Here is a 12,432-nt window from a genome sequence, read left to right as displayed (position 1 = left end):
TCGCCTAATACACAGGCATTGTCAGATACACAAGCATCGCCTAATACTCGAGCATCGCCTAATACTCGAGCATTGCCAGATACCCAAGCATCGCCAAAAAACCAACAAGCACCCTCATGGGATAAGTTCTCTTCACTTTCCACATATCCGCCCTTGTCGCCTTTCTTCACATCTGCAAAGTCTTTCAACGCTTCTATTCTGTGTAAAGTTGTGCCATTTACCATGATGGTATCATTCTCCAATAGTCTGTATTTCTTTTCCATTGCTGTTACTTGTTTAGTTAATTATTTTCTTTTAATTCAACTTTTTCGTTGAATCCTTCTCCCTCGTTACAATGATAGTTCGCCATCCCAATCTTGATACCGTCGAATACAAATTCTGTCATTCCAAAATGGTCGTTTGCCGTAATGTCTATTACGTCAGCTCCGATATGCTTTAAAGCCTTTGCCACAATGTCAAGATAATACCAACGAAAAGTCGCATTCCCGACCTTTACGATAGCATTTTCATCATGAACTTTCTTACCAGTATGTGTTTCCAACTTGTGTTTTATCACACCATCGCCACCGCACTTCGGACAATCGAAATCATGGTAATACTTATGTAAGTTATCATCTGTATATTCCCATTCTACCTCTCCAGTACCACCACACTCCTTGCAATCCTCCTCGTTTTCGCCCGTTACTACTTCATTGACTAACGGACATGCGTCTAACGCCTGTCTGATAGCCTTATATGTACAAGATAAATGGCATGGTTTTAATACTTCGGGTAGTTTTAGTTTTTCACATCCCTTGATAGGCTCGTAGTGTCTGTTAAGCCTGTCTGGTCTGATTCTGATGATTACATGCTCATCTGTTGCCCAAACTTCATTGTAGACTGGATGGAGAAATGGAACATACGTAAATGCTCTAACGCCATCTTCAGCTGTAAACATTTCTAACAACTCGGTCTCGTTCTTGATTTTATTGTCTTGCATTACTGTTTGTTAGTTTATGAGTTAATAGTCATTTATGTTATCTAACTTCCCATCCTTTCTTCGTTGTTGACTGTTTTGACTTGCGTCTAAATCACATTCTTTAGTATATAACTTTCTGACAACCTCCTTATACGGTTCTTGCTTTAGCGTCACCTGTTGATTGATAAGATTGACATCTTGTGTGCTGTGTCGTGGCATTTTTACACTCACGTTTCCTGCTTGAATATTAATGGCATTGTCAGTAATTTCTATTTCCACTTTCTCATCCGTGGTTTTGTATGGAGAAAAGACGAGCTTTCCTCTTTCTATCAAATCCTTTGCATTAATGTCAAAACCCGTACTTTGCATTTCATTGTCGTTTTGGCTTTTGCAGCCGTTGTCTATTTTGTTTGCGTCCATAGCTTTACTTGTTTTTTTCCTATCTTTTAACTCATTAACATTCTTAGTGGCTGTCGCCAAGCCGTCAATAAAGTCGTCCTTATTGATACCGTATTTCACTGCTCTCTCAGACATTTCTGACAAAAAATACGCTAATGAAGTCATAAATACTGGTAGTCGCATTACTAAGTCATTATCATCAAAAACCCTCATCAAGCTCAAATACAATTTATTAAAGTCTTTAAACTCTTGCATTGTGAATTCCTTATTATTTGTTTCCATTGTCTTGCTTTTGTATGTTGTTTTATCTTACTTATCCCTTTTCTGTTCTTTCAATTTATTAAGACGCTTGGCATTATTCATCACTAAATCAATGAATTTATCCTTACCGATACCGTATGGCTCCATTGTCACAGACACAGCTGACAAGAAATCCGATAATGAACTTGCAATTACTATTAGCTTCACATTTTCGCTGTTGCCCTGCATGGCCTTCGTCAATGCCTCGCGTAAATTTTTGCAGTCTTTTTCGTCCTGCTTTGTAATTTCTATTCCGTTTACTTTCATTGTTTTACCTGTTTTTAATGTTTTCAAATTGTTCTGTTTTCTGCTTCATCACATACAGCTCGTGCGAGAGCTTGTCTCTTTCAGCACGAGCCTTTCCTATCTCCACGTAGCTGAATATCACCGCAGTGGAGACGACAACGAATAATGCGGCAAAGGGATAACGCTTGATGAGCCGCTTGAGGAAGTGTATTGCGTCAACCACAGACAGGCATAGGTTCTTCATCGCCTTGCCAGCATATATACCACACAGCATGAGGTGATTGTTCTCGTACTTGTTCTCGTAAAATGTGATGGTTTTCATAGATTGTATTTTTCTTTCAGTTCGTTGTACTTCTCCTCGTACGAGCATACGCCATACTCTGCGTACAATCTCGCCAAGTCCCTTATCCGTGCCTTTGCCGCCAATTTGCAGTGGCAACGCATCGCCGTTTCCAGGCGATTTATCAGTTCTGCTTCTATTTCTCTCATGATCTGTTTGATTTACCTTGAATGTTTATTTTTCTCACGATTGCGTGCAGTCTGTCGATGGTTCTGTCTCCATATTTTTCGGCAAAAGCTCTGTCGTCAAGATTTGTGGAGAATAGGAGTAGCTTCCCATTCTTCTCTGCTGCATCCACCAGTTCTGCAAAAACAAGCCGTTTATTGCCATAGATATTGGACACTTCCTCTGTCCCCACGTCATCAACGTAGATGATATGTTTCGACATGATGAGATCAGGATTCTTGTTCAGTTCCATTGCCGTGCAAACATTCACGATGCGACCGCAAAAATGGTTAATGAGTATGGGTAGTAAGCGCATGCCGATGAGTGTTTTCCCAACTCCACAATTGCCAGCGAGCATAAGCCCACGTCCTTTGTTGTCTGTCAGCCATTCGGCTATTTTTTCGTACTCTCCACACCATTTCGCTCTTTCTCCGCATAAGTACTTTAGTCCATTCATTAGGTTTTTCCTTGCATCAGTAATGTGTATCTGCACTTTTCGGGGCTGCGGTCGGTAGCCAGTATCTTTGAGCGAGTTCGCTACCTTTGCGAAATCCAACTCTCTACCATTCACTATCATATTTCATGTTATTTAAGTTGATATTGTCTTTCTTGTTTTCTTTTCTCTCATAAAGTCCAGACCAGTTGTTGGCTATACTTTCTTCCACTATTTGCATTGCCAATGGTGGATTGTTTTTGCTAATCTTTTTCAAATGATTGTAGCATATTTGTAGTGATTTTTGCGTCTTGTACATTTTCTTGCATCCCCGCTTAAACTCAAGCCATTTGAAAAAAGCGTCCTTGTATTCGTCCTCCACAAAATCATAAGAAAGAGTCGTTTTTGTGGAAGTGTTTGTCTGCTCTCCTATGTAGAAAGGATAGTTGCATATCTCCACACCTCCTCTTCCCTCTGTCGTACATGCTTTCAACGTTTTTATCTCGGAAAGATATTGAAGCACTTTGCGAGTACTCATGTCGTTGTCAGCAGCCATCTGCCTGATAGTTTTTCTTACCATCCCATTGTCATCGGAAGAGAAAAGCAGATACAAGAAGAATTGTGCCACCCTGTTCGATTTGAATTTTTTATACAAATTTTTCGGTATGTGAATTACCTGCATAGTATCATGGGATGAACCTCTATAGAGTGATCGTTTTTATCAAAATATGGACAATGCAATATAGTGCTTGCCACTTCCCTCTCTTTCGTTTTCTCGCACATTGCTATGATAGGGGCATATATGTCTGACCTCATCAAGTATGCGTGCTTACAATCGTAGCATTTGTTCTTTAGAATATTTTTCTTCTTTCCCATTTTCAAAATAATACATTTGTCAACTGTTTCGTTCTGTTGAACACCGCCCACTTTCCTTTTCCATTTGTATCAACAAGCCTTAAATCCTCCACTTTTCCGAAGCGGTTGATGTTGCTATTCTGCATATTTCCATTTATAGCCATAAGCTGATTTAGTGTTGTCTTTGCAACAGATACAAATTGCAGAATGATTAAACCCTAACTCTCTTTCGATTTCTGCCATTGAAGCAAAAGACCGAATATAAGTACCATCTAAAGTAATTTGGGAAACTCTTTTTCGCTGGGGAGCAATCCTTTTTTCAATGCAGTTTCCGTAATTAGTGTTGTATTTCGCATCGCACCATTCCAAATTAGAAACTTTATTATTCGTCTTATCCTCATCTTTGTGGTTTACTTGTGGCAAGTTATTATGATTTTGTATAAAAGCACTTGCGACTAATCGATGGACAAAGAAACGTTTGGACTTTCCTTTACAATAAAGGCTTACTACCCGATACCCATTTTTCTTCTCACGACAGCCATATTTTATTCTCCCTGTAAATACACGTCCATTTTCCCTACCTTTCACAAAAACTTTTCGTGTAAGACTTCTAACTCTCCCAAGATTACTTACTTGATATAATCCCTCATATCCAGTTATATCTTTCCAAATTTCTGTTTGTTCGGTTGTCATACCTTTATCCCTTTCTCCTCACTTAGTTTTTTCACTAATACAGTGTAGTATTTGATTAACTGTTCCAGCTCAAAAGCCGAATAATGAACCGTGATACCCTTTGCCTTATATTCCAAGTAGTCCACATTCTTCTCGCTAATTTTCTTGATAAGATTTTGGCGATACATCTGAATGTTTCCTTGATTGAAAATATTGCAAGCGACACATTGCGCATTACAATTCATTTCGTCAAAGCGTGTAGATAGATACCTCCTGCTCATGTAATGCCCATTCTGAATTTCTTTCCAGTAATGAATCCTACCGCATGATATGCACCTGCAATATCCGTTTGTATCACTATCTCTCAACCTGATATACAGACTGAATACCTTATCCAGCTTCTTTATCAATGTTGCTTTACTTGTCTGTCGCTTTTTCGGTTTATCTGATTTCTTCTTTTTGATATAATACATTTTTTATGTTTGTTTTAGTGGATAGGGCAGGACTCGAACCTGCATTTACGTCTAAATCAATTTGCAAGATTTTCATTGGAGGAATCGAACCTATTTAGCCCATGCATTGACTACCATTCTCTGCGCTGCGCATTACCAATATGCTAAATTACTTCTCTCTCAAACTGTGCGTCTACCAATTCCGCCACCTATCCGAGTGTGGGGACGCTTCCCCACTTAAACAATTATTAAACATTGCTATGACACCCTCACGGGCTTATCTGTTATCACCATCACCAGAAATCATACCTCGTTTCTGACGTGAGGTGAGTTTTCTTATGTTCATTTCACCTATAATTTCAAGATTGAACCCTAAGTCATTAGCGAGCGTGGCGCAATACCAAAGCACGTCTCCTATCTCCTTTGCAATCTCATGTTTCTTGTCATCTGTGAAATTACAATCATTATCACGGATAACTTTCTTTACTTTATCACTGCATTCTCCAGCTTCACCAGTAATACCAAGTGCAGGATATATAATTTTGTACTCTTTTGGGTACACCGCTGTTTTAAGAGCAGCTTCCTGATATTCGTTTAATGTCATTACTATAAGTATTTTTCGTTCTTCTTTATTTCTACCTCCATGAGTTGAATTGAATAGTAGTCATCTACGTTAGGTATATAGATGCTTGCTTGTATAGAACACCAGTTGCGCCACCTATCAATAGCCAAACTCATTTCAGTCACGTCCAAATCTGCGCTACTTCTCAGATACTTCACCTTACCAAGAAACCTATCCTCCTTTTCCCTTATGAATAAGTCTGGGTTTACAAGTTTCTTAAAGTATTGTGCCTTTGCCCAATCCAAAGTACAACCATATTGGCTGGCAAAATAAGATATAGCCAAGTGACAGTAGGCATTTTGGCTCAAGCTGCGCCTTGGCTTCTTCTCTGCCAGCTCAACGATTTTCCCACTCTCTGCCAACTTCTTTGCACGAAGCATGAAGTTGGCTTTGTCGAGTGGATTCGATGTGTCGTACAGTGCCATGGTTAGAATGGCATGTCAGAAGGAGGAAAACCTGCACTTGCAGGTTGGTCAAGCGTTGTCTGTGGTTGCTGTGCGTACTGCTGTTTAGGTCTTACCTCTACGTCGTAAGGACGGACGTTAATGCTGTATCGTGTCTGTCCTGTCTGGTCTTTGTACTCGCTTCCTTGTATGTCAAACGACACCGTTACCACATCACCAACGTGAACATTGTCAAGTACTGACGCACGCTTTTCCATGAACTCGAACAACAGTTTGTTTTCGAACTGCGAACGCTGTCCCGTATAGGGGTCAAAAGTGGTTGCGTCTACGAAAAGTGATCGCTTGGTGTATGTTTTCCCACTCTTACTTTGTATTTGCTGTGGCTGCCCAACTGCGAGCACCACGCCTGTCTTTGTATTTGCTGCCATAATTTATCTGATTTGTAATTTTTCTGGATATTTTGTTTCTTTGATACATGCTGCATAAACTTCGGGATATTTCTTTTCCAATTTTTTTTTATCAATGCTTTTCTTCGTATATGCCGCCTTGCGTGAAAGTGTAATGTATTGTCCTTTATAGCTCTTTACGTCATTCTCTTGCATGAGCTTCAAAAGCCCTTCCGACAATTGCTTTTTCTTCTCGTTGAGTTCTTTTAACTGCGTTACGAGCGTATGAACAGAGTACTCGGCATTCTTTATCGCAACAGGCACATCTGCCTCTGGCTTTGCAAGCGGATTGACGAACTCCCTGCCATCAACCTCGCATTGCAAAAGGTCTTTGATGATTTCTGTGTCAATACGTTTCACCTCCGCATACTCAGATTTGTCACCACGAAGCCAAATGACAAACAGTTTGTCTGCTTTTAAGCTGGGGTTCTGCATCTCAAACAGATAAGCATAAATGGACAATTGCCACGATACATACTCTTTGTCCAATACCGATGTCGTCTTAATGTCTGCAAGGATGATTTCCTCCTTGTTATTTGTTAATACGAGGTCGATACCGCTTGCAAAATGTTCTTTGTCTGTTACGATGTACTCGTTTGCCACGGTGGTGAGATTGTTCTCCTTTTTGATGCGTTGATAGCTTTTCAGTTCATCACTCATCTCTGCAGGGGGGAAACCACCGTCAAGTAGTTCTATGCTCTCATGAATAAGAGTGCCATTAGATGCTGCACGGTCTAATATCCACTGTGGGATGCCTTGGTACTTATCAGTGAAAACAAGTTTTTTCAAAAAGCCTGTTATTCCGCTCAATTCCTCAACTCCTATAAAGTAGCGGTGCTGCTCTTGGTCAAGGCGCACACCGCTGTCTTGTAATGTTATCATTTCTCCTTTGATTTTAATTCGTTTTTCTTACTTGTTAATGCAGACACGAATTGCTTGTTGCTCTGCCAGTGTGTGCACTCGTTCCATATCTGTGTCAACTCTGCTACAGTTGTGGCTACCTTGATATTAGCAATAACCGCTTCCAGATTAGGATCTATCGGTTGTTGTGTAGGTTGTGTATATTCGGCACTTGTATTTAGCGCATCTGGGTCTTTCGTGTCGTCGATGCAGAATAGTCCGTTGAGCGCATATTTTCGTGCGTACGAGCTTGCAGAGCCTGTTATCTGTGCCTCGTCCATGCCTTTCTTTGACAATGCCTCACGTGCGAAAGCTGTTGTTGTTTCCGTCTCTCCCTTTTCATTACGTATTGTGGCGGTAGCTTTGATATAATAGCGTTCGCCAATGAGTACGATGTCATCGTTGATGGTGAGTGTACATTTAGATTCATTAAGCAAAGGCTTGAGAGCTTCTAATATTTTCTCTGCACTACGATACATATATCCACCGTAAAGATTTTTCAGTGTCTTAGGAACACTCAACTTCGCTTGTATCTCATTAAGTTCTTTCATATCTTAGTCCTCCTTTGTTGTGTTTATTATTCTGTTGAGCCTGTATGTGGCTAATGCCTTTTGTATCTCTGTCTTGCTGTATACCATTGGAGAATTTATGGCTGCACTTGTATGTCTTGCGTGTATGTAGCCGTTCTTTTCCAACAGCGTAAAAGTCTTGTATTCAATGTGTCTGAATTTCAACCATTTTTTTACTTCCGACTTTTTCAGTTTGTCTTGCGGTGGGTCGTAATCCGCAACAGCAGCGTTATAGCCTACCCTTGTAAAATCGGCTACCAGCGAGCCAATCTCGCTGAAAGAAATATTGATGTTCATAATTTCAGTACCTTTGGAAAATTGTGATATACCCCTCTTTCTCTGTCGTTGAGGTAGCGTATTTGTTGTTCATCGGATCTGTGCGCTCCACTTCGTTGCGCCTTGAGCATTCCACCTGCACAGAAAACTTCTTATACAAGTTCAATGGTACGTGCAGTTTGTTTCCAGCCCCGATGTGCTTAAATAGACCCCGTATTGAATACTCTCTTAGCTTTAGTGTTCTTTCTTTCATTCTTCAATATATTTTTGCATAAATTCAACCATGTTCATTAACTCTGTCTCTGTTCTGAAGCAGGCGTTCTCATCTCTTATCATGCTATGCATTTCTTGTGGATCGTACTTTCCGAGATATAGCACTTCTATGCTCCCATCATTGAAAACGTCCACCGTGATTCTGTCAATCGTGAATTGTACTACCTTTCCATTGTCGTTGATAGTCCACACTTGCTCACCAACCTTGTATTTTGTTTGTATGTCCATAACTTTAATTATTGATTTCTTTTATCATTCTTATACACTCTCTTACTGCCACATAGCAAACCCATACTGTTGCTATCAATAGCAAAATTTGAAATACTGTCATGTCTTTTAATTTTTAATAGTTAAGTACCGCCATGCTAATTCGATTCAGCTGCATCACGCTTCAATGACGGTTATATTGATAAGACTTTAGCGAAGAATAGATGCCTTACTTCTATTCACTCAATGCGTGAAGACACTCGCACTGTCAGTCTTTTTATTTCGCAGTAAGTCCAGCGCATAGGGGTCATGGATTGTTCGTCTCGCCCTTTCGCTTTCTTACATTTTCTTTGTTTCAATAAGTCAAAAAACGCTTTGTATGGTTGCACCCTGTCAATTCGATTGCAGTGCCATGTTGCAGCACGCAGGGCGCACAATTTTTCTACAGCCTTGGGTAGAACTGACTTTCCAGGCTTTCGTACATAGCCAAGTCGTCTTTATAGGCTTGTATTCTTTCTTCTCTTGCTTCTACCACAACATAATAAAGGTCATCTGGCAAGTGTTCTGCAATGTATTGCGATAGCCTTGGACTTTCATGATAATCATCTTCGTGATTGATGATTATCTCTCTATAGTTGCTTGTCAAGTTGTAGTACACTTCTATCAAGCAACCGCCTATTTGCTTTGTGAATGCAATCGTGTTGTCTATATCTTCTGTTTCTGCAATCTCTCTCGCAGCCTCATTGATGCTTGCGGATATTTCTTCTTTCGTCAACATAGTAGTAAGTGTTAAAGGGTTATGCTATTCTTATCAAATTAGCTTTCTTGAAACATCGATACTCTGACTTTTCTGTGTCGAAGTACACTTGTACGCTGTCGTTGCGCTTTCTGTCATCACCTTTTGTTTCGGGTATCAATTCTGTTTTTAGTGTGCCGTATGCCTCTCTTATCTCACCGTTTACCTTTTGAAAGTAGAACTTCACGATACGCTTGTTCAATGCAGCACGCAGCTTGATGTTCGCCCAAGCGCATTTCAGTGCCTCGCTCATCGTGTAGCCGTTTCTCTTTACAAATTGCCATGCAAGGCTCATCACGTTTCTCCATTCGTTTCTAAATGTTGTTGCCATAGTCGTATGTTTTTTAATTGTTTTCTTTTGCGATTCAGATAAATTATTTATCTTTGTCGCAGTACTTAATTGATTACACTTGCAAAGATACTACATCAAGTAGTACAGTGCAAATATTTAGACTACTAAATGTAGTATTTAACACATATTTAACACGGCTAAAGATACATTAAGAATTGCACCTTATATAAATAAAATGATGAGTAAGATAAATATTAGTATGGCGTTGAGTGTTGTTGCATTTGCTGTGAGTTTGGTGTGCGCAATACTCTATTCAAAGCCTGTCAAAAGCGTGGAGGTAATCATTTCTGCGTTTTCTGTGCTTGTAACGGTACTGATAGGGTGGAATATCTACACTGTAGTAGACTTTGACAAGAAAACGAACTCAATGGAAATAAAGATTCGTTCTGTAATTGAGAGAATGAATAAAGAAATGAAGCACACAGTGAGGGCTTACACTTTATTTCTGTCTGCTGGAAATGGCTACTCTATGGGAAATATAGAAATAGCTATTGACAATTATATAAGTGCAATAGAGGAATCCATAAAGGGGAATGAAAGAGAGCCAATCAACCTATCCTTGCACGAACTCTCCGATATGAGTGCCTTCTATTCAAGCAGGAATATTGTCCCAAAAATAAAAAAGGAAGAAAAGGCAAGATACATCAGCACCTTATATCGATTAAATCATGATGAGTATCATTCTTATGATATTGACAAGATAATTGCAATGATTGACAGTGCTGGTTAGAGAAAATGTGATTTCTTCCTTATATCCTCTAAACAAAAATAGAAACCAAATGAAAAGCCACCCAACACGAGACAAGTTATCCCATCATACAAATAAGAGATAGGAAATGGAAGTAACAACCATAGCACCACAGACGTTCCACCGATAAAAGTAAGAGCAAGCTCTGGAACAAAATAAAGAAGAGAAATTAACAATATGCAAAGTGCGTAAAGTTCGTCCTCGCCTTTCGTTCTGTTGTAAACCCAAAGAACCCAAATAACAGATGCGATAGACGTTGATAAAAATACCACAACGGTAAAAATAATTTGATTCAACATAGAATAAAATATGAAGATGAAAGAATTTTACGGAAATTGCGCCCAAGCTGTAAAACAGCTAAATGAATCGGGAAGCATAAATAAAAAGGACTGCCTATCCATGAGCAAAGAAGCAAGCATTTCTGTCGGAACAGTGAAAGAAATCGATCAAGATGCTTCGTCGGGTGCGTCCGTCGAGTTCTCCGTTCCTGTTGTCTTTCCTGTGTCCAAGTAGTCGTTACGGTGCTGGTGCAGCCACTTTTGAGTGTCCTCGTTGATGACGTCAAAATGCTTGTTTGAATAATAGCCGATTCCGCATGGTTCATTGTCGGTTTTTCGCAACGTCCATAACAAGTGCCTGAACCACAGAAGCCGCTCTGTATTGGCAAAAATGAGATTTACAAGTTCTTTCATAACAAAATATATTTAAGCGTTCTTTGACTTACTTACAAACAACCGTCTATGCTTATGTTATAATAAGCAGCTTCATCCACGATTTACTTTATTTTATCTCTATATTTAATTATAGTTTGAAAAGTGAATGAAAACCCAATCGTGAAAACGTATGCTTTCCGCCATTCTTCCACAAACACAACCTTTCGGCATAAGCACCTGTCGTTACGGTCAAAACGGAGCAGGATTTTGCGAGTGTGGGTATATTCACATTGAGAGAGCAGTTTTATATATCGTTGATAAGACGAAAAGGACTGCACGGATTGAACCTTTATGTCGTTTGAGGTTGGTTGTATAAAACAAAAAACCTCCGCAAGTGGTCAAGCCTTGCAGAGGTGAGTTATCTAAATTTCGTATGAAAAGAAAATTTAGCAATGCCAGTCGCATCTCTTGACCAAATGCGATGCAAAGATACTACAATATGTAGTACTTACAAATAAAAGTGTATTATTTAACAAAATTTAATTATATGGAAAGAGTTGACAGATTGCAAAAAGCGTTTGAATACCTTAGGTACAAGGGTATTGCAAACACACAGGTAGATGTTGCTAATAAAATGGGGAGACAAAGAACTAATGTCTCAAGTGCGTTTAATGGTAAAGAAAGGTATCTTACAGATAGTTTTCTAAAAGAATTTTGTGATACGTTTGGTGTGTTTTCTTTTGACTGGCTTCTCACAGGAGAGGGGAATATGCTCAAGGATGAACCACATGTGTCAGAGGTTACCGAAGTTAAATCCCTAAGTAACCTAAAAAGTAAAGAAGTGAAAAAAGATGAGCAGATGGTGAACTTGTATGACTTCGAAGCGTCCGCTGGACTAAGAAGTCTATTGGACAACAATCATGCGAACGTCATTGATTCCATACGCATACCGAATCTCCCGAAGTGTGACGGGGCAATACATATCGTGGGGGATTCCATGTATCCGTTGCTCAAGTCTGGTGATATCGTGCTATACAAAGAAATGCCTGTGGACATGCAGCACCTGTTCTATGGTGAAATGTATCTCATTTCATACCTCATAGAAGGGGATGCTTACGTTGTGGTCAAATACATCAACAGATCACCTCAAGGAGAGCCTTATGTCACGCTTGTGTCGCAAAATCCACATCATGCCGACAGGGACATTGACTTCCGTACCGTCAACGCTCTCGCTCTTGTCAAGGCATCCATCCGCATCAACTGCATGATGTAGAAAATAGCATATATTATCTAAAAAAGGACTGAATTTAATTATTGAATAGTTATAACGTATTTGTAAACAGGAACTTATCGCATTTCCGCTTTT

The 12,432-nt window shown here is 39.6% G+C and carries 23 protein-coding genes; 2 read left to right on the top strand and 21 right to left on the bottom strand.

Annotated features, from left to right (window positions below; translation table 11 throughout):
• The 20 genes from HMPREF0650_RS12205 to HMPREF0650_RS12110 all read right to left on the bottom strand — a co-directional run.
• A partial coding sequence (locus HMPREF0650_RS12205; RefSeq protein ID WP_004351175.1) for a hypothetical protein occupies positions 1-263 on the bottom strand: 263 nt, incomplete at its 3' end.
• A 17-nt stretch (positions 264-280) separates the two neighbouring features.
• A complete protein-coding gene (locus tag HMPREF0650_RS12200) occupies positions 281-979 on the bottom strand; it encodes a hypothetical protein (RefSeq protein ID WP_004351174.1) in 699 nt (232 codons plus the stop codon).
• Between the two features lie 21 nt (positions 980-1,000).
• Complete coding sequence (locus HMPREF0650_RS12195; RefSeq protein ID WP_004351173.1) at positions 1,001-1,639, bottom strand: hypothetical protein; 639 nt, start codon at positions 1,637-1,639, stop codon at positions 1,001-1,003.
• 27 nt (positions 1,640-1,666) lie between these two features.
• A complete protein-coding gene (locus HMPREF0650_RS12190; RefSeq protein WP_155813656.1) occupies positions 1,667-1,951 on the bottom strand; it encodes a hypothetical protein in 285 nt (94 codons plus the stop codon).
• Positions 1,929-2,225 carry a hypothetical protein gene (locus HMPREF0650_RS12185; protein WP_155813655.1) on the bottom strand — a complete coding sequence of 99 codons (297 nt, stop codon included), beginning with the start codon at positions 2,223-2,225 and terminating at the stop codon, positions 1,929-1,931. Before HMPREF0650_RS12185 ends, HMPREF0650_RS12190 begins: the two co-directional genes overlap by 23 nt.
• Positions 2,222-2,392 carry a hypothetical protein gene (locus tag HMPREF0650_RS13200; RefSeq protein ID WP_004351171.1) on the bottom strand — a complete coding sequence of 57 codons (171 nt, stop codon included), beginning with the start codon at positions 2,390-2,392 and terminating at the stop codon, positions 2,222-2,224. Before HMPREF0650_RS13200 ends, HMPREF0650_RS12185 begins: the two co-directional genes overlap by 4 nt.
• Complete coding sequence (locus HMPREF0650_RS12180) at positions 2,389-2,985, bottom strand: P-loop NTPase family protein (RefSeq protein WP_004351170.1); 597 nt, start codon at positions 2,983-2,985, stop codon at positions 2,389-2,391. Before HMPREF0650_RS12180 ends, HMPREF0650_RS13200 begins: the two co-directional genes overlap by 4 nt.
• On the bottom strand, positions 2,969-3,496 hold the full coding sequence (locus HMPREF0650_RS12510) for a phage replication initiator YdaU family protein (protein ID WP_155813654.1): 528 nt from the start codon (positions 3,494-3,496) through the stop codon (positions 2,969-2,971). The genes HMPREF0650_RS12180 and HMPREF0650_RS12510 overlap by 17 nt, the downstream gene beginning before the upstream one ends.
• Positions 3,497-3,831: 335 nt before the next feature.
• Entirely contained in the window at positions 3,832-4,389 is a 558-nt protein-coding gene (locus HMPREF0650_RS12165; RefSeq protein ID WP_004351165.1) for an NUMOD4 domain-containing protein, read from the bottom strand.
• On the bottom strand, positions 4,386-4,841 hold the full coding sequence (locus HMPREF0650_RS12160) for a recombination protein NinG (protein WP_040563417.1): 456 nt from the start codon (positions 4,839-4,841) through the stop codon (positions 4,386-4,388). Before HMPREF0650_RS12160 ends, HMPREF0650_RS12165 begins: the two co-directional genes overlap by 4 nt.
• A 256-nt stretch (positions 4,842-5,097) precedes the next feature.
• Positions 5,098-5,424 carry a nucleoside triphosphate pyrophosphohydrolase family protein gene (locus HMPREF0650_RS12155; protein WP_004351163.1) on the bottom strand — a complete coding sequence of 109 codons (327 nt, stop codon included), beginning with the start codon at positions 5,422-5,424 and terminating at the stop codon, positions 5,098-5,100.
• Between the two features lie 2 nt (positions 5,425-5,426).
• Positions 5,427-5,867: a NinB/YbcN family protein gene (locus tag HMPREF0650_RS12150; protein ID WP_004351161.1), complete on the bottom strand. Its 441-nt coding sequence runs from the start codon at positions 5,865-5,867 to the stop codon at positions 5,427-5,429.
• Positions 5,868-5,869: 2 nt separating this feature from the next.
• Positions 5,870-6,274, bottom strand: a complete 405-nt coding sequence (locus HMPREF0650_RS12145; RefSeq protein WP_004351160.1) for a DUF3127 domain-containing protein — start codon at positions 6,272-6,274, stop codon at positions 5,870-5,872.
• 3 nt (positions 6,275-6,277) lie between these two features.
• Positions 6,278-7,174 carry a PD-(D/E)XK nuclease family protein gene (locus HMPREF0650_RS12140; protein ID WP_004351159.1) on the bottom strand — a complete coding sequence of 299 codons (897 nt, stop codon included), beginning with the start codon at positions 7,172-7,174 and terminating at the stop codon, positions 6,278-6,280.
• Entirely contained in the window at positions 7,171-7,743 is a 573-nt protein-coding gene (locus tag HMPREF0650_RS12135) for an ERF family protein (protein ID WP_004351158.1), read from the bottom strand. The genes HMPREF0650_RS12140 and HMPREF0650_RS12135 overlap by 4 nt, the downstream gene beginning before the upstream one ends.
• A 3-nt stretch (positions 7,744-7,746) precedes the next feature.
• The gene (locus HMPREF0650_RS12130; protein WP_050774884.1) at positions 7,747-8,058 is read right to left on the bottom strand and encodes a hypothetical protein; all 312 of its coding nucleotides are present in this window, start codon (positions 8,056-8,058) and stop codon (positions 7,747-7,749) included.
• A gap of 4 nt (positions 8,059-8,062) precedes the next feature.
• Positions 8,063-8,290, bottom strand: a complete 228-nt coding sequence (locus HMPREF0650_RS12125; RefSeq protein ID WP_036874952.1) for a hypothetical protein — start codon at positions 8,288-8,290, stop codon at positions 8,063-8,065.
• A complete protein-coding gene (locus tag HMPREF0650_RS12120; protein WP_040563414.1) occupies positions 8,287-8,538 on the bottom strand; it encodes a hypothetical protein in 252 nt (83 codons plus the stop codon). Before HMPREF0650_RS12120 ends, HMPREF0650_RS12125 begins: the two co-directional genes overlap by 4 nt.
• A 421-nt stretch (positions 8,539-8,959) precedes the next feature.
• Positions 8,960-9,295: a hypothetical protein gene (locus HMPREF0650_RS12115; protein WP_004351156.1), complete on the bottom strand. Its 336-nt coding sequence runs from the start codon at positions 9,293-9,295 to the stop codon at positions 8,960-8,962.
• 19 nt (positions 9,296-9,314) lie between these two features.
• Entirely contained in the window at positions 9,315-9,644 is a 330-nt protein-coding gene (locus HMPREF0650_RS12110) for an SH3 beta-barrel fold-containing protein (RefSeq protein ID WP_040563412.1), read from the bottom strand.
• Between the two features lie 196 nt (positions 9,645-9,840).
• Between HMPREF0650_RS12110 and HMPREF0650_RS12105 the strand changes: the two genes are divergently transcribed.
• On the top strand, positions 9,841-10,395 hold the full coding sequence (locus tag HMPREF0650_RS12105; RefSeq protein WP_040563410.1) for a hypothetical protein: 555 nt from the start codon (positions 9,841-9,843) through the stop codon (positions 10,393-10,395).
• Positions 10,396-10,859: 464 nt separating this feature from the next.
• On the opposite strand, the gene HMPREF0650_RS12095 is transcribed toward HMPREF0650_RS12105, so the two are convergent.
• On the bottom strand, positions 10,860-11,105 hold the full coding sequence (locus tag HMPREF0650_RS12095) for a hypothetical protein (RefSeq protein ID WP_040563406.1): 246 nt from the start codon (positions 11,103-11,105) through the stop codon (positions 10,860-10,862).
• A gap of 802 nt (positions 11,106-11,907) precedes the next feature.
• On the opposite strand from HMPREF0650_RS12095, the gene HMPREF0650_RS12090 reads away from it, so the two are divergent.
• Positions 11,908-12,339 carry a S24 family peptidase gene (locus HMPREF0650_RS12090; protein ID WP_211205591.1) on the top strand — a complete coding sequence of 144 codons (432 nt, stop codon included), beginning with the start codon at positions 11,908-11,910 and terminating at the stop codon, positions 12,337-12,339.
• Positions 12,340-12,432 lie beyond the last annotated feature (93 nt).

The sequence above is a fragment of the Hoylesella buccalis ATCC 35310 genome (assembly GCF_000177075.1).
Classification (GTDB): Bacteria; Bacteroidota; Bacteroidia; order Bacteroidales; family Bacteroidaceae; genus Prevotella; species Prevotella buccalis.
The sequence above is the reverse complement of the archived record's forward strand: the minus strand, read 5'-3'. Positions and strand labels throughout refer to the sequence as shown.